At 48.4% G+C, this 21326-nt stretch carries 17 protein-coding genes and 1 pseudogene; 8 read left to right on the top strand and 10 right to left on the bottom strand.

What is annotated here, in order from left to right:
* Positions 1-41: 41 nt before the first annotated feature.
* The 8 genes from C2M24_RS03495 to C2M24_RS03460 form a co-directional block, all read right to left on the bottom strand.
* The gene (locus tag C2M24_RS03495) at positions 42-788 is read right to left on the bottom strand and encodes a M48 family metallopeptidase (protein WP_105213323.1); all 747 of its coding nucleotides are present in this window, start codon (positions 786-788) and stop codon (positions 42-44) included.
* Positions 788-3937 (bottom strand): type I restriction endonuclease subunit R, encoded by a 3150-nt coding sequence (locus tag C2M24_RS03490; protein ID WP_105213322.1) that lies wholly within the window; start codon positions 3935-3937, stop codon positions 788-790. The genes C2M24_RS03495 and C2M24_RS03490 overlap by 1 nt, the downstream gene beginning before the upstream one ends.
* A gap of 4 nt (positions 3938-3941) precedes the next feature.
* Positions 3942-4742, bottom strand: a complete 801-nt coding sequence (locus C2M24_RS03485; RefSeq protein WP_105213321.1) for a DUF429 domain-containing protein — start codon at positions 4740-4742, stop codon at positions 3942-3944.
* Between the two features lie 12 nt (positions 4743-4754).
* Complete coding sequence (locus C2M24_RS03480) at positions 4755-5702, bottom strand: endonuclease NucS domain-containing protein (protein ID WP_105213320.1); 948 nt, start codon at positions 5700-5702, stop codon at positions 4755-4757.
* Positions 5703-5722: 20 nt separating this feature from the next.
* Positions 5723-6994 (bottom strand): restriction endonuclease subunit S, encoded by a 1272-nt coding sequence (locus tag C2M24_RS03475; protein WP_105213319.1) that lies wholly within the window; start codon positions 6992-6994, stop codon positions 5723-5725.
* 75 nt (positions 6995-7069) lie between these two features.
* Complete coding sequence (locus tag C2M24_RS03470) at positions 7070-9538, bottom strand: type I restriction-modification system subunit M (protein WP_105213318.1); 2469 nt, start codon at positions 9536-9538, stop codon at positions 7070-7072.
* A 32-nt stretch (positions 9539-9570) separates the two neighbouring features.
* The gene (locus C2M24_RS03465) at positions 9571-9810 is read right to left on the bottom strand and encodes an HTH-like domain-containing protein (RefSeq protein WP_008112417.1); all 240 of its coding nucleotides are present in this window, start codon (positions 9808-9810) and stop codon (positions 9571-9573) included.
* 195 nt (positions 9811-10005) lie between these two features.
* The gene (locus C2M24_RS03460) at positions 10006-10560 is read right to left on the bottom strand and encodes a hypothetical protein (protein ID WP_105188328.1); all 555 of its coding nucleotides are present in this window, start codon (positions 10558-10560) and stop codon (positions 10006-10008) included.
* Positions 10561-10804: 244 nt separating this feature from the next.
* Between C2M24_RS03460 and murI the strand changes: the two genes are divergently transcribed.
* From murI to C2M24_RS03440, 4 genes are all read left to right on the top strand, one after another.
* The gene (gene murI / locus C2M24_RS03455; protein ID WP_105213317.1) at positions 10805-11629 is read left to right on the top strand and encodes a glutamate racemase; all 825 of its coding nucleotides are present in this window, start codon (positions 10805-10807) and stop codon (positions 11627-11629) included.
* A 198-nt stretch (positions 11630-11827) separates the two neighbouring features.
* Positions 11828-12544, top strand: coding sequence for a sortase-associated OmpA-like protein PdsO (gene pdsO / locus C2M24_RS03450; protein ID WP_105213316.1), 717 nt, complete (start codon positions 11828-11830; stop codon positions 12542-12544).
* A gap of 64 nt (positions 12545-12608) precedes the next feature.
* A complete protein-coding gene (locus tag C2M24_RS03445) occupies positions 12609-14606 on the top strand; it encodes a marine proteobacterial sortase target protein (protein WP_325034807.1) in 1998 nt (665 codons plus the stop codon).
* Complete coding sequence (locus C2M24_RS03440; protein ID WP_105188324.1) at positions 14599-15216, top strand: class GN sortase; 618 nt, start codon at positions 14599-14601, stop codon at positions 15214-15216. The genes C2M24_RS03445 and C2M24_RS03440 overlap by 8 nt, the downstream gene beginning before the upstream one ends.
* Here the strand turns inward: C2M24_RS03440 and C2M24_RS03435 are convergent.
* Entirely contained in the window at positions 15120-16064 is a 945-nt protein-coding gene (locus C2M24_RS03435; protein ID WP_105213314.1) for a DMT family transporter, read from the bottom strand. The two genes, C2M24_RS03440 and C2M24_RS03435, sit on opposite strands and share 97 nt — an antisense overlap.
* Before the next feature lie 125 nt (positions 16065-16189).
* Between C2M24_RS03435 and proB the strand changes: the two are divergent.
* From proB to C2M24_RS03415, 4 genes and pseudogenes are all read left to right on the top strand, one after another.
* A pseudogene (proB, locus tag C2M24_RS03430) lies at positions 16190-17289 on the top strand (glutamate 5-kinase).
* 146 nt (positions 17290-17435) lie between these two features.
* A complete protein-coding gene (locus C2M24_RS03425; protein ID WP_105199542.1) occupies positions 17436-17795 on the top strand; it encodes a glutaredoxin family protein in 360 nt (119 codons plus the stop codon).
* Between the two features lie 139 nt (positions 17796-17934).
* Positions 17935-19425, top strand: a complete 1491-nt coding sequence (gltX, locus tag C2M24_RS03420; RefSeq protein ID WP_105199543.1) for a glutamate--tRNA ligase — start codon at positions 17935-17937, stop codon at positions 19423-19425.
* Between the two features lie 144 nt (positions 19426-19569).
* On the top strand, positions 19570-20271 hold the full coding sequence (locus C2M24_RS03415) for a DUF3581 family protein (protein WP_105213313.1): 702 nt from the start codon (positions 19570-19572) through the stop codon (positions 20269-20271).
* A gap of 503 nt (positions 20272-20774) precedes the next feature.
* On the opposite strand, the gene C2M24_RS03410 is transcribed toward C2M24_RS03415, so the two are convergent.
* On the bottom strand, positions 20775-21323 hold the full coding sequence (locus tag C2M24_RS03410; RefSeq protein ID WP_105213312.1) for a DUF1415 domain-containing protein: 549 nt from the start codon (positions 21321-21323) through the stop codon (positions 20775-20777).
* Positions 21324-21326 lie beyond the last annotated feature (3 nt).

Here is a 21326-nt window from a genome sequence, read left to right as displayed (position 1 = left end):
AAAATGAGATTGTTGATTAGTTTGTCTCATTTTTGATCTTATTAATAACTCCAATCCTCATAAGCCAAAGGCAAGCTATTAAGTAAGTCTCTGCGTTCACGCCAGTTGGGCATATGTTTGTCCATGAGAGAGCGGAATCTCTCATTATGGTGACGCTCTAGTAAATGAACTAACTCGTGGGCAAGTATGAACTCCATACATTCTGGTGGCTTCTTTGCAAGTTCAAGGTTAAGCCATATACGCTTAGCTTGGATATTGCAGCTTCCCCATTTGGTTTTCATCTTTTTGATGTTGATAGAACCAGCGTTTACACCTAGCTTGTTTTCCCATTGAGGTAATAATTTCTCAAGTGAGCGCTGCATTTCATCTCGATAGAAACGGTTAAGCAGTTTGAGTTTATTGTCGGTTGACGTATTTTCTGCAACTGCTAACACTAAATTACCGTTACCTTTTGCAGTAACCGCATATTTCCCTTGCGCTTCAACAAGCTTTAAGCGGTATTTTTTACCCCATAAATAGTGGCACTCTCCATTAACCATTTCACGAATTGATTGGCGTTCTTGGCCTGCAAAGTCAGCTTGCTGTTTCTTAATCCACGCAAGTTTGTTAACGATTGCCAACCTTACCTTTTGTTCACTTGTATCGTTGGGGATAGACAAGCGTACTTTGCCGTTTGGCGGTAGGACGCTTAGGTGAATGTTTTTAATGGCTCTGCGATTTAGTTCTACATCAATATCGCCAATACGAACTACTTCAATACTTTGAGCATTGTTTTTGGTATGGCGCACTAATGGTATTCCTTCTGAGCTTTAATTAGCTCCATTACATCAACAATATTGATGTCATAACCTGCCGCTTCTTCTCGCACCGCGTTGGCTATCTCACGCTCTTTAAACCGATCACCAAGCCAATCAGCTTTTTTGGTGTAGCGAACAGCGGTATCAATTTTAGTTGTAAGTACTTCATCATTACCGAAGTTGTCGTAAATTGCTTGTTTGGCTGGTGTATCAACAGACGCAGGGTAGTTTTGAGTAGAGTTTTCTGTTGGATTTACCACTTTCTTTGCCAGTGCTCTAATTTGTTCTAGATACTCTTGATAGCTAATAGCCTGTTCTCTTCTCTGCTTAATAATTTCATCGAGCAAAGTAGCCATGCTGTCAAAGTATTTAGGGTTTACTGGATTTTCATCAACGATGGTTTTTCTTACATTATTCTCAATGGCTTCTGCCATTGCGTCTTCGTTATCACGCAAGCCTTCAGGTAAATCTTCTAAGCCTTTGCCCTTGTTGTTTACAACTAGATCAATCAAGCCCAACTCTTCAAAATCCATCAATAACTCACTGTCATCGGCTCGAATATACATATCCAATAGATGACGCATCGCAGGCTCAAAACGTTTCATTTCGAGTAGATCGCCACTGGAAAGCTTTACCTCATCTCGCACTTTCTCAAAGTACGCGACTTCTTTCTTAATATTTTCCGCTTCTTCAGAGGTATATCCAGCTTGCTCCATTTCATTTGCAAGGTTAGTGTAAGCACGAATCAGCTTAGCGACTGATTGATAAAGAGTTAAACGCAGAGCTTCTTTTTCAGTGCGCTCATTTTCATCCTTTGGTTCAACACCAGATTCACCACAAAAATAATGAATAAAATCTTTAGTATCTCTAGGTGCTTTCACTGGCTCACATAACGCTCGTACTGCCTCCAGTGCATTATCTAAATCTGCACGAGACTCTTGTAAGCGATCTTTTAATAGCCCTTTAACATCGTCAGCATCGTAACCATCAAATGCTTCGGCTGTGTAATCTTTAATGGCTTTATCCAATGAACGGAACAAGTCTTTATAGTCGATGATGTAACCGTAGTCTTTATCTTCACCATCTAATCGGTTTACACGGCAAATAGCTTGGAATAGATTGTGATCAGCCATCTTCTTGTCGATATAGAGGTATGTAGCAGAAGGGGCATCAAAGCCAGTGAGCAGCTTATCTACAACTATCAGCAGGCGCATTTGACCCGGTTCTTCAATAAAACGTTTCTTAACGGCTTTTTCGAACTCTTCAACACGCTTGGCTGCTTCTTCTTCGCTTTGCTCGAAGTACTCAGCTAACATCTTCCGATAGGTATCATACTTAAACAGCTTTTCAGTTAAACCCTCACCAGATTCTTCGCCTTTTATAGCGCCTGCAACTGGCTGATAACTGGTTACTACTGCACACTTTCCTGCAAGGTCGGTCTTGCTAAACAAATCATAAACCACACAGGCTTGATGGACGCTAGCACACACAAGCATGGCGTTGCCTCTACCAGACATCAGTGCAGGTTTGATTTCCATATCCATTAAAATGTCGCTAACAATTTGCTCTAAGCGAGATTTGCTGGAGAGTACTTTTTGCATCGTGCCCCATTTTTGTTTGAGCTGCATTTTGGCTAGGTTAGATAAGCCTTTGGTTTTAGCTTCAAACCACTGGTCTACTTTTTTCTCAGAAGTTAAGTGTTGATCAATATCTCTTGCTTCATAACGAAGATCTAGCACCACACCATCACTTACCGCTTCGTCAAATTTGTAGGTGTGAATATATGGACCAAAGACTTCTAAGGACTTCTTCTTGTCCTTTTTCATCAGTGGCGTACCCGTAAAACCGATAAACATGGCTTCAGGTAAAATAGCTTTCATCGCCTCGTGTAACTTGCCCGATTGAGTTCGATGACACTCATCGACAAACACAAACAAGTTGCCTTTTGCGGCAAAGTCACTTGGTAGGTTTTTGGTCAATGCTTCAAGGTAGTCTTTTGTTGCTTCATCATCGTCTTCGTCAGAGATTGCTTCGCCATTTCGACCAAACTTATGCACGAGTGAACAGAATAACCAAGGATTGGGTTGATTAAGCGTGGCAACCAAGTCCCGTCCGCTTTTAGTGCGATAGATCTCTTCATCAACACCAGAGAATACTTTTTCTATTTGTTCGTCTAATTCGGTTCGGTCAGTAACAATAAGCACCCGCGAATCCTTTACATTCTCACGTATCCATTTGGCAAGCCAAACCATCGTTAAGCTTTTACCAGAACCTTGCGTGTGCCAAATAATGCCATCCTCGTGCGTTTTAACGTGTTTCTGTGCCGCTTGGATGCCGAAGTATTGGTTGTGTCGGCATGTTTTCTTAATGCCAGCATCGAATACGATAAAGTCATGAATGAGTTGCAGAAAACGCCTTTTATCACATAATTGTGCGATATGAGTATCAAGCAAGTTATCTGTTTTTATATCACCTGCTGGTAGTGGGTTGGGGTTTTCTTTACCAGCGCATTCTTTCCATTCGAGGTAGTATTTTTCAGATGTTTCTATGGTGCCGTAGCGGACTCCTTGGGTGTCATTACCTGCCATTACTAGCTGCATAGTGGTAAAGAAGTTACGAATAAACGCTTTCTTTTGATTGTCTAGATTTTGGCGAATACCTTCACTGACTGAGACTGAAGAGCGTTTTAATTCAATTACACCAAGCGCGATGCCATTCACATAAATCACGATATCAGGGCGCTTTTTCAATTCACCTTTTACAGTGACTTCTTCAGCAATGGCAAAGTCGTTAGCTTCTGGGTTTTTCCAGTCAATTAGCCAAACTGTTTGGTTTAGTTCACCTGCACCTTCTTTTTCTTTTACGCCATAGCGGAGAAGGCGATAAACATCTTTGTTTGCATCAAATAGCTTTTTACCTTCGCCAAGGGCTGCGGCAGTATCGAGTTGGCGTAATGTGCGGGTAATCAGTGCATCAGAAATACCACGACCTTTAAGCCATTTTGTCAGCAAGTCTTTTTCAATATTGCTGTTACCTTCACGGTATTCCCAATTACCAAGGTAATCGTAATCAAGTTGTTCTTTAAAAAACTTAACCACGCGGTTTTGGGTTTTACGTTCTAATTGACCAACATTACTCATGGCTTCATCCTTGTAATTCTTCACTAATTAAAAAGTGGTCTTTTCTGCTCTTTTCGTTAAAGCAATCTGTGGGTAGGAAAATCCATCCCTCTCGAAGTGGTGGCAGCTCATTAGGGAATTTCAGTATTTCAGGCTGCTCAACAAATAATTTGGCAACTAATGCACAGGTAAATGCATCAACATGATCTTGTGTTGGTAAGCGGTGATCGGCTAACTGTTCTTCACCAATATCATTGATACACCAATCAAGCCCAGCACTTTTTTGCAATTTATCAATAATGGCAGAATGAGCGCAAGGAGATGGATAAGCTTCAATTGCGGTGATGTTGTCACTTTGCCACACACCTGCTCGTTGTATGTCAGGTACAAATTTAGCCAAGGTGTGCATACCTTTGGTCGCCTGACTGCCAATCATATCTTTAATAGGGGAGAGAGGCGTGTAGCCCCACTCAGCTAAAAAGCGCTCTGTATACCTAAATAGATAAGGGTTTAGCGCGTTAGCGGTATCACAATCTACAAATTTCCCAGTCAATAAATCATAAAAGTGCTCACTAAATCCGAGGGGCGTGTCTATTGCCAAGGTAATGTGACCACCTTTGTATTCAGTTTGGCAGAGCGAAAATAGTGAAGTAATAAAGTCAACTTGGCTGTTTGCTGAATTAATGGTTGGCGATAAGTTTCCACGCCAAGGCGTGCCAACAATTTGATTTTTACTGTTGAGGATCACTAAAGCATCGCGGCTATTACGGTTTCTAGAGCAATTCCAGCCACCGACATCCCAACCTAAATAATAGTGCTCTGCCATAAATGTGACGTCCTAAAACTCACTTGATGAATTGAGCAATTTGAAGCTGACCTGATAGCGATAAAACTCAATGTTATCTGTTACACTTAAGGCTCTGCGTAATTTCAAGTCATCTTCAAGGGCGATAATAATACCCTTAACTTTTTGCCCTTCTTCACACAGTTCATGCTTTACATAGCCCATATAACGCTGAATTTGACCAACAACGTTATCACTTGCTCTGCCTCGCTTTAACTCAACAACCAGCAAGGTTTGTTTGTCTTTACTGATTGCTAATATATCAATAGGGCCAGTGTCAGATGGGTATTGTTGGCCTACAAGTTCACCGTCTTCAGTGTAAATATCATAGTCCTGACCTAACTCTGTGTATTGCCAATTGGCGACTAAGAAATCTTCTAGATGCTTCTCCAACGCAAATACACTTGGGTCTTCAACAGACTCGTCACTGTGAGTTAATGCAGGTGGTTTTTTACCATCTAAGAGCGCTTCAAGCTCTTCAGCATATTTAGTAATGTTGCTCACCGTGCCGACAGAACCCGCAGAGTTCTTTAATGGCTGCGACATTTCTTCACGGCTAATACCTTGTTCTAGCCACTTTACTTTTCGTCTATGGGGTAATACCTCACCCGCAGCATAGTAGTATTCAGAAATGACTTCGCCAACATAATAGATCCCGTTACCGTTAGGGCAGAACACCATATCGCCCTTAGCCATACCCTTACAAATGGTATGCAACATTCCGCACGCTAAGCCTGCGCCTATTTTGGTTTTATCAAGGTTGGCCTCTAAAAATACAGGGATATACTGGCGATTAAAGTCGCGCCAGTTATCGCCTAAGTCATTAGTTAAATCCCCCTCGATGCCCCAGTCGCCACCGATAAAGCCTTGCTCAAAACACTGTTGCGCGTATTTACAGGCTTGGCCTGCCATAATGCGGTAGTAACTTCTTGTTGGTGTCATAGTTGAATTCCTTTTCTTTTTTAATCTTTATCAAACGGCAAACGAGTGCGGCCTGTGAGTAGCTCTTGCATCATGCCTTGTTTGATTTGGCGGGTTTTCGCCAAGCGCTGTTCAAGGGTTTGGATTTCGTTATCCATATCCGAGAGGATGGTCGCGATTGCGGTTTGTTCGCTTGTATCGCGAGGTACTAAAACTGGTATCGTTTTAAGTAATCCTGCCGTATAGCTAAGTTGCTTTGTGCCTTGGCAATACTTCAAAGCTAACTCTTCACCGTTATATACGTACCAATGAAACAAGTAATTACTTTTAAGCTTTTTATTTGGGTAAATAGCCATACAAGATTGATTAGTTGTAGCTGGCGTTCCTACAATACCGCATGATCCTCTCGTACCTGCGGCTTCTAACCCTGTAATTGCCATTAGAAAAGTTCCTGATGGATGCACTTTTAAATTAGCTTTTTTGATGGCCTCATCGCTAATTTTTTCAATGGTGTCATTGATAACTCCATATTTAAGTTCGCCACTTGTTATCCATCTATTATTACCCTTAAAGAAACTTGGGTTACCTCTAAATGGCGTAGCTCCACTAGACAGTGAATCTGTAACTTCATCCATTAATAGTACATCCCATTCCTCAGGAATTTCGCCTAGTTCGCTGGGTTTTGTGTCTTTGGGTTGGCCCTGTTTTTCGCCTTCGGTGTAAGTGGCGAATTGCGGTAAACGGGTTTTGCCTGTCAGCAGTTGCTGCATGGTGGCGGTTTTAATCGCTTGTTTTTTCGCGATCAGCTTTTCCAACTCCGTTAATAGCGCATCTACATCGGATAAGGCATTGGCAATGGCAGTTTGTTCTGGCGATGAACTAGGTAGTGCTATGAGTATCTTTTGAAGATTGCCTAAGGTAATCTCTTTAAATGTACTACCTTTAGACTCACCATCTGCTTGCTCTTTAGACTTCTCACTCTGTAATGCCCAAAAGATATATTTACCTGAGTGTTGTGGTTTAGGAGCTATACGTGCTGTTCCTTGAGTTAAATTAGCTCCAGCAACAGTCTCATCAACGATTCTGACTTCACCTATTTTACCTCGCAATGCATATACTATATCGCCCTCATCAACCTTTGAGCGCTTGAAACCTGCGGCAATTTCTTTACTAGTTCTTAGCATCGAAGTTACATCTAAACTTCGAGTACTCATATCCGACACTCTAATGTACGGAACACCGTCGGTGATATGAGGACCACATTGAACAATCCCATAGGTTATAGGGCTTCGGCATAATGTAGCTAAAATCATTAACTCCCCATTCCGCAGGAATAACTCCAACCTCAGTCTGTTTATATCCTTCTGGAATCACTTGCTCTAATGCGCTCATAGTGACCACTCCAAACCCATTGCTTCTAAATGGCCTGCAACTTTATCGCTAAGGTCATCAACCGATTTAGAGAGGGTTGGTAATGGTGTGCTATAACGCTCTTCCAGTTGCTTAACACGGTTTGCCATTTGTTGGGTTACGCGCTCAATTTCGGCAACGATATTGGCTTGTAATGTGGCTAGCCATTTGTCATCGACAATCAGAGCTTTGATTTCTTCTATGGTTAGTTTTGGATATTGGTTGAATACGTTTAAATCCAACGCCTCTTGGGCTTCTTTAACCGCTTTTTTTGCAGCCGCTTCAGCATTAAACAGTTTAGTGGCTTGTTTCAGCGCTTTAATTTCATCAGCATTGGTTGCTAGCTTAGTTCTGGCAGCAACGCTGGCTTTGGTGATTTTGTCTTTATCGTTGATGGCTTCAATTAATAAGCCATCTTCACCACCATGTTCTTCAAGATAGCTTTCAAGTGCTTGAGTCGCTTCGTCTTGTTTGGCTTGCAGGGCATCAACCTGAGCTTGTTCGTCAGCAAAGTAACGGGCAACGATTAAGCTAGGTGGAATAATCTCGGCTTTGTACTTTTTCTTGTTAATGACTAAATCAGGTGTTTCTTTGAGCTTTTCGCCCTTGGCAGCAACTAACTCATGAAGGGTATTACCCGCTTGCCAATCGTCCTGTACCAATACATAGACATCGTCTTGCAGGGTGTCACCCCAGTAATCCATAAGGATTTGGTAAATATCGTATTTGCTTAGTAAGTCGCTATTGGCATAGCTATTTAACAAATTCTCTGAAATGTTAAAGATAAAGTTTTTCGGGTTATCGCCTACTTTAATCTCTCTTAATTTCGCTTCTGGTATCCACTGTTTAAAGGGTAATAGGCTACGAGTAGCAAAGTCTTTAAATTCTTGATGAGCCAAAATGGTGCTTTTAACTTGGCTAGCTTCAACCAGTGCGTGGCTATAGCCTTCACGCTCAGGTTTAAATAATGTTGCACGAATGCTAGGGAACACCTGCCAGTAATGCTCAAGGGCATCAATATCACGGTTTGGAATACCGCCTTGCAGGTGAGCGCTTAAATCGTGTAAGTCTTCTGGCTCAGACGAGTCGATATAACGTGGGATATTAAGGTTGTAGTCGTTAGCGGCAATTTCATCAATTTCCACTAAGCGGCTGTAACGCTCAAGCTCTAAGCCTTTGTTAAACACATCAACAATTTTATGAATGTCTTGGCTGCGCAATCGGTTTTTGTTGCCATCTTTGATGAATCCTTTACTGGCATCAATCATAAAGATTGGGCGACCTGATACGGTGGGTAACTCTGCATCACCTTCGTTAAAGCTAGTAACCGCTTTTTGCGCGTGCTCTTTATCAATCACGATAATACAGGCAGGAATACCAGTGCCGTAAAACAAGTTGGCAGGTAAACCAATAATGCCTTTGATGTAACCTTGTTTGATAAGGTTTTCACGAATAGTAGCTTCAGCATTACCACGGAACAATACACCATGCGGTAAGATCACCGCGCCTTTACCTGTGCTTTTTAGGCTTTTAATAATGTGCAGCAAGAAGGTGTAGTCACCGTTTTTCTCTGGCGGAATGCCCCAAGTAAAACGGTTATATAAATCGTTTTCTGGGGTTAAGCCACTGGTCCAGTTTTTATTTGAAAATGGCGGGTTGGCAACCGCAAAATCAAATGTTTTTAATTGGTTAGGGGCGTCTTTCCATTGTGGGTCAGAAAGTGTATTACCTTTCCAGATCTTAGCTGTGGTGTTGTTATGTAAGATCATGTTCATACGGGCAAGTGCGCTTGTGGCGTTATCCATCTCTTGTCCGTACAGGGTTAAACCACGCATCGCTTGATCGCTGGCTTTTAATAACAATGAACCTGAGCCGCAAGTAGGGTCGTAGGCAGTGGCATCTTGAGGTGTGTCTTCTTTAATGCCCACCACTTTCGCCAGAATTTGCGACACTTCAGATGGCGTGTAGAATTGGCCTTTGGATTTACCTGATTCTGTAGCAAAATGACGCATTAAATATTCGTAAGCGTCACCTAATAAGTCATCTCCGCCAGCACGGTTTGATGATAAGTCTAATCCTTGGAAAATACCGACTAGTTTAGTTAGGCGGTCTACCATTTCTTTGCCTTTACCGAGCTTGTCTTCATCGTTGAAGTCGGCAACGTCTATTATGCCTTTTAGGTCGTTTTCTTCGGCAAGGGCTGCGATGATTTTATTGATTTTATCGCCAATTTCCTTGTCGTTTTTGGCGGCTATCATGTCGTCATAGCTTGCACCTTCTGGCACGACAATCATGCCGTATGGGTCGCCTTTGTATTTATCGCTAACGTACTTCATGAAGAGCATGGTTAGCACGTAGTCTTTATACTGGCTGGCATCCATACCGCCACGCAGTTCGTCACAGCTTGCCCATAATGATGAATAAAGTTCTGTCTTTTTAATTGCCATGTGTGTTCCTTTAAATCCTTGTGCCTGAGCGGTTAGAGCAAGTCGGTGTTTAAGCCTGCGGCTTTTAAACGGTGAGTGAGATTACGCATTTTAGAAAATTCAGTACCAAAGCTGGGTTTTAGGCCAACCCCTTCGCAAAATTCTTTGGCAGTCATGCTTTTTAAGCTATCTGCGTATTTGATCATTTGCAGATGCAACTCAGTGGTGTACTGATTGCGTGGCGCATCATCTAATGCTTGTTTGATATGGTCGAAGATTGCTTGCTCGTTCATAAGGCGGCTCTTCTTTTTATAAGAATTTATCTAATTTATATAAATTAGATAAATTAGCAAGATGAATCTTGTAAAGTTTATTTTTGTGCAGGAGTCTAGAATATTTCTAAGTGAAATTAGTTTGTTGTAGGGATAATATTTGCTCAGCAAAAAGGGTGACCTAAGCGTCACCCTTTTTAATTCAATCCTAGTAACTTAAGCCGCCTGGGTGATCCTGCCGTTTTGGCACAGCGGATGTTGGCGCACATAGTCGAGGATGCGCTGCTCCATGGTGGTAAAGCAGGGGCCGCCATAGTAGACGATGGTTTCGTGATGGGTGCTGCTGTGGCAATTGCGTTTGCCGCTGTGAGCCAGCAGGGTTTCAACCTCGGCGAGCACATCGTTGATATCGTGTTGCTCGTAAATGGTCTCGGGCAGGGTGAGGTTATCGAAATGCAGGGCCAGCACCTCATGATTGCCGATGGCAAATTCGTCGCGGTCAATAAACAGCTTAGAGCCCTTGGGCAAACCGATCCCCTCCAGGGTGTCGATAATGGCGCGCTTGGCCTGGTCGATATCGCCGCTGACCAAGACGTCAAGCTCACAATACTCGATTTGGTTTTCTGCATTTAGCTGGGTGCCGGCACCCGTGACTTCCCCTAATTGCAGTCGCTGCAATACCTCATCCAATGGGTCTTCATAGGTGTCGCCGCGGTCTATGGGCTGACACTTATCATTAATACGAACCGTGATATATACATCCTTACTCATTGGGGACTCTCCCTGATGCGGTGTTTGATTATGAAAATAGAATGCGCATTACTCTTTGAATTTACGCGCAGTAAGCATTAATTTTTAGCAGCTATTGGCATTTAGGCAAGGTTATACCGAAGGTTCTGCCGAAGGCGTGCGAGAGGAAAGAGGGCGATGCCGTGATTGGACTTGGCTTTAACCGTCAAAGGCCCTAAAATTTGCCATCCAAAGGTTTACCCTCCAGATAATGCGTAACTCGTCCATGAATAAGCAAGCGATAGGTATTTTTGACTCCGGCGTCGGCGGCCTTGCCGTGGCCCAGGCGGTGCATCAATTGCTGCCGAGCGAAGACCTGCTTTATATCGCCGACTCCGGCTTTATGCCCTATGGCAGTAAAACGCAGGACGAAATACGCCAGCGCTGCCATGCCATAGTCGATTATATGGCGACCCAGGGCGCCAAGGCGGTGGTGGTGGCCTGTAATACCGCAACCATGGCGGCCATTGGCTCACTGCGGGCGCATTACTCCTTACCTATAGTTGGCGTCGAACCCGGCGTGAAACCCGCGTTGCAGCAAAGCAAAAGTGGCGTTATTGGCGTGCTGGCCACCCCCAGCACCATAGCGTCGCAGAGCTTTCAGCGCCTGTGCCGGCAACAGGCCGAAGACCTGGGGCGCATTGTTTTTCAACCTTGCCCCGAATTGGCGGCGACCATAGAAGCCTTGCATCTTGACGGTGAACACACGGAGGCACTATTGCGCCGTTATTGTGAGCCTCTACTGAGCCAGGGGGTGGATGTGCTGGTCTTGGGCTGCACCCATTACGCTTTTATTGCCCCCTTGCTAAGACGCATTCTGCCCTCGGGCGTTAGCCTTATCACCACCGAGCAGGCGGTGGCCTTGCAATTGCAGCGCCGTTTAACGCCAAGCTCTCAGTTAGGAACGCAGCCCAGCGCAACGCCGGGTCGAGTACGTTTGCTCACCAGTGGTGACAGTCAGCGCTTTAGCGCCCAGTTACAGGTGCTGTGGCCGAGTGTCGAAAACCCTGTAATTACCCCCTTGCACTTATCCTGCGCTGAGCTCGGTTAGCCCTCTTTAACTCCTTGTTTTAAAGCCTGTTAAGTTGGCGCTCAGGCTTGCCACTTTGTTGCCATAATTGCCCTCTGTTTTTCCATTTTTGCGCCCCTTTGTTGCCACTGTGCCTTGTTTTAATAACTACCAAGCAAGGCGAGGAAGCAACCACTTCTGTTCTTGCCCCAACCCATTAAGAATTGAAGGATGACGACGATGAAAAAACACATTTTAGTAACTGCATTAGTATCAACTTTGGTAGCGGCGCCAGCGATGGCAAAAGAGCAAAAAGAGCTGGCCACCGAGACCGCCTGGGGTCTGGGCGCCGGTGCTACGGTAGGGGCCATTGTTGGCGGCCCTATCGGTGCCTTTGCCGGAGCCTTTATCGGCGGCATTATCGGCGAAAAGGAAGCGGCGCACAGCACCATCAAGTCACAGCAAGTGAAGCTGAGCCAATACCAGGACACGGAGCAACAGTTGCACAGTACCCTGGAGCAAAACCGCGCGCTGACTGCGCAAATCAACGCCCTGGAAGATGAGCAAAATCGTTTAGAGCAAGCCCGTATCGACAACCTCCTGGCCATGACGGTGCAGTTTCGTTCCGGCTCGGCGCAAATCGAACCCCACTTTGCCGAGCAGCTGGATCACCTGGCGCAGATCCTTAAGCGCAAGCCGGACTTAAACCTTAACCTCAATGGCTATGCCGATGTGCAAGGGGATGAGCAAGCGAATCTAGACCTGTCTCAGCGCCGTGCTGATGCGGTGCAGCAGTACCTGGTAAAGCAAGGCGTGGCCGCCACCCAGCTGTTCGCCGAAGGGCGAGGTGAGCAGAAAATTGTCGCCAATGGTAACGAATATGAAACGAACTTCTTTGATCGTCGCGTAACCTTGACGGCTCGCGGTGCGCAGCAAAACCGCATGGCGAAAAACTAAGCCACCGCAACCCGAGGACCAAATTATGTTGAGTTGTCCTAACAAAGTGCTCACAGCCCTCGCTGTGAGCCTTTTATCCCTAATTTTCTTTACCCCCGCCAATGCCAGTGCCTTCTCCGATGGCCAGGCACAACTGCAATTTAGCGATGTTCAGGGTGCGAATGTGGCGCCCGGCGTCCTTTTGAGTACCCGAGCGTCCATGCAGATCACCGGGTTGATCAACCAGGTGCAGGTGACCCAGGTGTTTGTAAACCGCCACCCCTTTGCGGTCAACGCCCAGTACCTGTTTCCACTGCCAAGCGAAAGCGCGGTGCATGCCATGACCATGAAGGTCGGCGAGCGCACCATAGTGGGTAAAATTGCCGAGAAGCAGCAGGCCGAGCGTCAATATCGCGCCGCCCAGCATGCCGGTAAACGGGCGGCCTTGGTAAAGCAGCAGCGCGCCAATATGTTTTCCTCGCGGGTTGCCAATCTTGGCCCCGGAGAGCGGGTGGAAATCACCCTGAGTTATCAGGAAATGATCCGCTTTCGCGATGCCGAGCTTAGCGTGCGCCTGCCGATGACCTTTACACCGCGCTATCATCCTCGTAGTTATGCCCTGGAAGAATTACGAGCCACTGCAAACGCCACCAATAATGGCGCGCAGGGCTGGCTGGCGCCTAAATTTGTTGAGCAACTGGCGCAGCAGCAGGACTTTATCGACGGCTCGCGCGAGCCTTTGTTGCAGCTGGATATAGAAATAGATTTTGGTTTGCAGCTGGAGCAGATCCGCACGCCTCACTACCAGGCTCAGGTGAGTAATCCGGACTTTGGCCGTTACCGGGTGCAATTACGTGACGATGCCATGAATCGCGATTTTGTGCTGCGTGCCAAGGTTTTGCCGAGTCAGCAGGCGCAGGCGGCCTTCTTTCGACAAACGGCGCAAAGCGGCGACTATGGACTGCTGATGCTGTTGCCGCCAAGCGACCAGTTTAGCGCCCAGCAGCGCCTGGCCCGTGAGCTTATCTTTGTGATTGACAGCTCCGGCTCCATGCACGGCAGCTCCATGGATGCGGCCAAGCAGGCTCTTTTCTATGCCCTTGATAACCTGGATGAAAACGACAGTTTTAACATTATCGACTTCGACAGCAGTGCGCGCTTATTTCGCCCTCAGGCGGTGGCGGCCAATGCCTTTAACCGCGCCGATGCCGAGCGCTTTGTCTATCAATTACAGGCCGATGGCGGTACGGAAATGGCGCAGGCACTGGACTTGGCCCTCGATGGCAAAACGCATCCAAGCTATGTGCGTCAGGTGGTGTTTTTAACCGACGGCAGCGTCGGCAACGAGCAAGCCCTGTTTGATTTGGTGCAGGGGCAACTTGGCGATAACCGGCTGTTTACCGTGGGCATAGGCAGTGCCCCCAATGGCTACTTTATGCGTCGTGCCGCCCATGTTGGCCGCGGCAGCTATACCTTTATCAGCGATGGCAGCGAGGTAAAAACCCAGATGCAGAGCCTGTTTGAGCGCCTGCAAAACCCGGCGCTGCGCGATGTAAGTCTAAGTGCGGCGCGCGCCAAGGAATTGTCCTATTGGCCGCAGCCGCTACCGGATCTCTACTTTGGTGAGCCGCTGATGGTGGCGATCAAACTGGCACCGCAGCAACAGGATATGTATATCGACGCCAACACCCAGCATGGACCGTTGCGCTTAACCATGCCCATGCACGAGACCGGTCAAACCTATCCGCACAGCGAAGCCATTGCCCGCTTGTGGGCGCGTCAGCAAATTGCCTCGCTCTTGCTTTATAACCCGGCCGAAGCGGTGCGTCCGCAGGTGCTGGATTTAGCCCTGAAACATCAGTTGCTAAGTCCCTTTACCGCCTTTATTGCCGTTGAAGAGGTGGCCACATCGACCGTGGCACAGCATAAGGAGCAGGTGGCCAATAACGTCGCCAGCGGCCAGCGGGTGCAACGCTTTGCGCAAACCGACGGGCAATCCCTGTGGCACTTATTATTGGGCGCACTCTTGATGTTAAGCACGGCCGCTTGGTTGAGACGAGAGCGGAGACAGGCTCATGGCTAAGGGAAAGCGAGTAGCGGCCCGGGCAAGTTATTGGCGCTACGGCGCCATTGCCCTGTTTGCGTTGGGGGCAAGCTTTTTTGCTCAGGGCGCCTATATGCAGAGCAAGGCCTGGTTGGCGCAATGGTTGATTGAGCGGGCCTGGCAGCAAAGCCTGGCAGCGCCCGGAGCCAATATTCCGCCCTGGTATTATGCCGACACCCATGTGGTGGCCAAATTGAGCGTGCCCCACTTGGCGCTACAGCGTTTTGTGCTGGCCGGCAGCAGCGGCCGTAATCTCGCGTTTGCACCAACTCATGATGAGGCCTTTGGGCCGCTTGGAGGTGAGGGCGCCAGTGTGATTGCCGCCCATAACGACACTCACTTCGCGTTTTTACGCCATGTGCAGGTGGGCGATGAATTAAGCCTGACGCTGCGCGATGGTCGCACCCTGAGTTATCGCATCGACAGCAAACAGGTGGTGCATCAAAGCGATACTCAGGCCGCCGCAGCCAGCGGCCTGCATCTGGTGACCTGTTATCCCTTTAACTCGCCGGTAGCCGGGACCGAGTTGCGTTTGCTGGTGTCGGCCTCGCTGATATCCTCTTCGTCGAGGTCGACCACCAATGCCTGATGGCGCTGGCTTATCATCACCCCGACAAAAACCACGGCTATGCTGAGCCATTGCCACAGGGTCAGGATCTCGCTCAGCACTATGGCCGACAGCAGCAGGGTGAAGATGGGGATAAGGTTTGAGTAGGCCGCCGCGGTCAGCACGGATACCTTGCTGATGGCATAGTTATACATGCCGTAGCCGCCCAGGGTAACAAAGGTGCCCAGGTAAAGAATATGGGCAAAGGCCACCGGGTCGTGTTGCTGCGGCATTTCCACAAAGAGTAAAAAGGGCGCAAAGAAAATCGAGCCGGCCAGACCCTGCAAGGCAATAAGCGTAAGCGGTGCATAGCGGCTGCACAGGCGTTTTACGCTCACGGTGTAAAAGGCGGCGCAGATCATGGCCAGGAATTCCAAGGTGTTGCCTAGTAAGGGGTTGGGCGCTTGCTCCGAGCTTGGTGAGACCAGGGTCAGCAGCACACTGCCGCCGATACACAGGGTAAAGCCGACGATAATGGCGCGGCTAATGTGCTCTTTGAGCATAAAAAAGGCCAAGAATGCGACGATCAGCGGTAAACAGGAAACGATCACCCCAGCCTGAGACGCCGAGGTGTATTCCATGGCGTGGCCTTCGAATAAAAAGTATAAACAGGGCTCGGCCAGACTCATGCCCAGCAGGTATTTCCAGTCGCCACTTTGGTATTCAAAGCGTTTTACAAAACGCCATAAACACAGACACACCGCCAGGGTGGTGAGCATGCGCAAAAAAATCACCACAGTCGGGTCATAGACTCCCACCGCATACTTTAAAGAGATAAAAGAGCTTCCCCATAAAAAGGTGGCAATGATCAGGCAAAGGCTCGCTGGCATAAGAGATAACTAGTGTGGTGAAAATGTGCGGCGATGCTAGCATAGTTGAATTAATTTAACTTGTTTAATCGCCCAAGCTTGGGGTAAAAATGAACTTCTTTTAACTATCAACAGGGCTAAACGCGGTGCAAACCATAGTGATCAAATTAGGCACCAGTGTGCTTACCAATAACGGCCAGGGACTGGACAGGGCGCATATGGTGGAGTTAGTGCGCCAATGCGTGCAGCTGCAAAAGGCCGGCAACCGTATCGTGCTGGTATCCAGCGGCGCCGTGGCCGCAGGGCGTGAATTACTGGGGCGCAGCGCCGGTAATGAAACATTGGCACAAAAGCAGATGCTGGCGGCCATAGGCCAAAGCCAGCTGGTTCACACCTGGCAAACCCTGTTTGCTCTTTATAATGTGCCGGTGGGTCAGTTGCTGTTAACCCGTGCCGATCTCGATGATCGCGAGCGCTATCTCAATGCCCGCATACCCTGATGGCACTGCTTAAAGAAGGGGCGGTGCCCATTATCAATGAAAACGATGCGGTGGCGACGGCGCAGATCAAGGTGGGCGATAACGACAATCTTTCGGCCCGCGTGGCGGTGCTGGCGGATGCGGATAAACTCTTGCTGCTCACCGATCAGCCCGGGCTTTTTAGCGCCGATCCACGCACCAACCCGGATGCCGAGTTGATCCCGGAAATTCGTCATATCGATGACTCCATTAAGGCTTTGGCCGGTGGCAGTGGTACGGCGGTGGGCACCGGCGGCATGGCCACCAAGATTGAAGCGGCGAGCATTGCCCGCCATGCCGGGGTCGATGTGATCATCAGTGCCGGTCATGGCGAGGACGTGATCAGCAACTGTTTAACTCAGCAGCTGGGCACCCGCTTTGTCAGCCTGACGGCACCCAAAGACACCCGCAAACGTTGGCTGTTGGCTGGCCCCATCAGCAAGGCAGCCATTTATGTGGATGATGGCGCGGCAAAGGCGCTCAGGCAGCAAGGTGCCAGCTTGCTGATCGTTGGTATTGCCCGCTTTGCCGGCGAGTTTAGCCGCGGCGATCTGGTGCAGGTATTCGACAGTCAGGGTTGCAGTGTGGGTAAGGGCGTGGCCCGTTATCACAGTGAGGAGTTGCAGCAGCTGCTGGCGAACCCGGAGCAGTCTAAGGCGCAGGTGTTGGGCTATGACAATGGCGCCATGCTGATCCATCGCGATGACTTTGTCAGCTTTCGGGATTAGCTCTTAGCGGCTGCTCTTAGCGACAGCTTACAGCAGCCGTTTTCGGTAATAACTTTCGACAGGAGCCAGGGGTGTGCACTTCCCTTGGCGCAATTTTAACCGCGTGATACACTCGCGCCTTTGATTTTGTCGTGATGAGAGTTGATATGAAAGTCATTCGCTGGTTGTTAGGCCGCATTATTTTATTCTTTAATTTTGTCTTTACCCCGCGCAGCAAAAAGCGCGACCCGCAAGCGCAGCAGCAACTGGATACGCAGACCGCCAACATGGCACTGTATCAATTCCACGCCTGCCCGTTTTGCGTAAAGGTGCGCCGTTCTATTAAGCGCAACGGCCTGAACATTGAAACCCGCGATGCCAAAGGCGACAACGCCTACCGTCAGGAGCTGGCGGAGCAGGGCGGCAAGGTGAAAGTACCTTGTTTGCGCATTGAAGAAGACGGTCAGGTGCAGTGGATGTACGAATCTTCGGATATCGTCGCCTATCTGGATAAGATCGCCGCCTAACCTTAAGATTTTCTACCCTGGGTGCTGAAATTTCTCGCACCCAGGTGTCCAAAGGGGGGCGTTTTCCTCTACGAAATTACCCGCCATTGTGCTAGCATTTGCAGCAAATTTTTAGTTGCTAATTGAAAGAGACGCTAGCATGACCCAGAGCACGACTGTTCGTACCCGTGTTGCCCCGTCACCGACCGGTGATCCGCACCTAGGCACTGCCTATATCGCCCTATTTAACTATTGTTTTGCCAAGCAGCAAGGCGGTGAGTTTGTTTTACGTATCGAAGATACGGATCAGGTGCGCAGTACACCGGAGTCGGAACAAGCCATTATGGACAGCCTGCAGTGGCTTGGTTTGCAGTGGGATCATGGTCCGGATGTAGGCGGCGAGTTCGGCCCCTATCGTCAGTCTGAGCGCTCTGATTTATATAAAAAATACGCGCACCAGCTGGTTGAAGACGGCAAGGCGTTTTACTGTTTCGCCACCGCCGAAGAGCTGGACGAAATGCGTGAGCAGCAAATGGCCGAGGGCCTGCGTCCTAAATACGATGGCCGTGGCTTGTTGCTAAGCGACGACGAAGTGAAGGCCAACCTAGAAGCGGGCAAACCCTACGTTATCCGTATGAAGATCCCTGCCGAAGGCAGCTTTAAATTTGACGACTACCTGCGCGGTGAGATTGAGATCCCATGGGAAAACGTTGATATGCAGGTGCTGTTGAAGCAAGACGGTTTCCCGACTTACTTCCTGGCCAATGTGGTGGACGACCACCATATGCAGATCAGCCACATCTTCCGTGGTGAAGAGTGGATCAACTCGGCGCCAAAACTGCTTAAGCTATACGAAGACTTTGGCTGGCAAGCGCCGGTACTGGGTCACCTGCCGCTGTTGCGTAACCCGGATAAGTCTAAGCTGTCCAAGCGTAAGAACCCGACCTCTATCAACTACTACAAAGAAATGGGCTTCTTGCCGGAAGCGGTGCTTAACTACCTGGGCCGTATGGGCTGGTCGATGCCGGACGAGCGTGAAAAGTTCACCCTAGCTGAGATGATCGAGCACTTCGATATGAAACGCGTTTCTCTGGGCGGCCCGGTATTCGATATCGAGAAGCTGAAATGGCTGAACGGCACCTGGTTGCGTGAAGACTTCAGCGACGAGCAATTAATTCAGCGCTTCGTTGATTGGAAATACAATGGCGACATGCTGCGCCGCATTTTGCCTGAAGCGAAAGCCCGTATCGATACGCTTTCTGATCTGGTTGACCTGGCTGGACACTTTGTTGCTGGTATGCCGCACTATGATCCGGCGCTGTTAACCGACGGCAAGGTAGAGGAAGGTGTGGTGCGTCAGGCATTGCAATTCTTTATCTGGGAGTTGGAAACGCTGCGCCATTGGGAAAAACCAGAAATCTTCGCTATTGCTAAAAAGGTTGCTACCTTCCACGAGCTGAAGATTAAAGACTTCCTAGAGCCTATTTTCGTGGCAATTACCGGCAAGAAGTCGTCAACTTCGGTGCTAGATGCTATGGAGATCCTGGGCTCGGATATGTCCCGTGCTCGCCTGCGTTTGGCGTTAGAGCACCTTGGTGTGTCGAAAAAGCAGGCGAAAGCGCTGGAAAAAGCCTACCGCGACTTTAACTAAGCCGAAAACTAATAAAAAAGGCTGCCTTGCTCCGCAAAGCGGCCTTTTTTGTGCCTTTTTAAAGGAAAAAGCAACAGATACGACCTCTCAGTGCGTAAATTTTGTTACACTGCCGCAGTTTTTTTGTACTCAAGTAGAGCAGCTATGTTAGAGCAGTATTATCAAGATTTTGGCACCCACGTGTGTATTACCCGTGAACAGGGCAGTCGTTTTGCCAAAGCCGTGGCCGATGATTTCAATCCACTTCACGATGTTGAAGCGAAAAAATTCTGTGTGCCAGGGGATCTGCTGTTTTCAGTGGTGCTTGATAAGTACGGAATTAATGAGCAAATGCGCTTTACCTTTGCCAACATGGTGGACGAAGGCGTTAAACTGGGCATGCCAGAGGGCAGCGCCCAGTTCGATATTAAAGACGGTGACAAATGCTATTTGAGCGTGGCTCGTGAAGGCGCTAACAGTGCCTGTAAGACCCTGACCAACGCGCTGATCAAGAACTATGTGGAATTCTCGGGTAAGGCCTTCCCACACGTGGTGATCCCGCTGATGGGTAAGCAAGGAGTAATGATTAACCCGGCGCGCCCGATGATCATCTATGAGTCCATGAGCATTCATATGGACACCCTTGATGCTCACGCTCCCGAGCTGCGCGAAGGAGAGCACGAGTTCAGCTATGAAGGCAAGCGCGGCAAGATCATCTTGCGCTTTGACCTGATTGAAAATGGCGAAGTAATTGGCCGTGGTGAGAAGCACATGCTGGTCTCGGGTATTCGCGAATACTGTCAGGATACCGTGGATGAGTTGATCCGTGGATATAACGAGAAGAAGGCAGCGCTGAAACCAGCGTAATTCGGGTCGGGGCGCCGACTGAGGCGCTTTTTTGTCCCGAACCTGTGGGTCAGGTTTCAACCTGACAACCTTGTTGTGGGCTGATATATCTTGTCGGAACGCCGACTAATGCGTTGTTAAAGGGCTGATGTTTATTCATCGGCCTTTTTTGTTTTTTGGGGCGCCAACACGCGCTTTTTTGTAGGTCGGTGCTTTGCGCCGACAAAGGGCAATAATGCTGCTTCAGGGATGAATTGCTTGTCGTTTCTCCACTACGTCCTTCAAATTAAGATCTTGTCGCGTTGACGACGGCAACCAAAGGGCGGTTTGCGCCAACCGCCCCTTGGAACCCCAAGGCGCCCGTGATTCGCTAGTGCTTACGAACTCAGCGTTTTGTTAAACGCTCCGTTTAGTCATTGAGGCGATTTAACAGCACATCCCTGTACTGATAAATCTAGCTCGGCATCGCGACAAGATCTAAATTTGAAAACAGGTGTCGGCGCGAAGCACCGACCTACAAAATCTTACCGCACAGATTTGTGCATGCACTTCTCAAGTAGTGCTTGCCAAAAGTCCGCGCCTTTGCGGCGCGCCAAACGCATATTGTGCTCGGGGATGCTCTCTGGTTCGTCATAGTTGGCCAGGGCCTGTTCCATGCTTTCTTCGCGGATAATATGCAAGCAGGGAGCGGGGGCGCGGTTGGTGTAATTGGCGGCGTCGTCCTCATCGGCATCGGCGAACACATACTCGGGGTGAAAGTGGGCGAGTTGATAGGTGCCTTCAAAGCCCTGGGCGACTAACAGCGCATTGGCTAAATCGATCAAATCTAAGAACTGGTCGAAGTCGCTAAAGCCCTGGGTAAAGCATACCAAGGTGGTTTCAATTTCCGGGTGATTATCCAGCTCTCGGCATTGTTCTAAGGTGTCGAGCACCGCCTCTTCGAGCTCTGTGGCCTCGCTTAGATAATAGCGAATGGCGTTGTTTTCCACTTCCTGGCGGGCAAAGGGGCAGAAGTTGTATTTGACTATGACCGAGCTCACCCATTGGCGCATGGCCGCTTCACATTTATGCATTAA

The sequence above is a fragment of the Pseudoalteromonas sp. T1lg22 genome, from assembly GCF_002964645.1.
Classification (GTDB): Bacteria; Pseudomonadota; Gammaproteobacteria; order Enterobacterales; family Alteromonadaceae; genus Pseudoalteromonas.
Note: the sequence above shows the minus strand (reverse complement) of the source record. Positions and strands in the feature narration are given on the sequence as shown.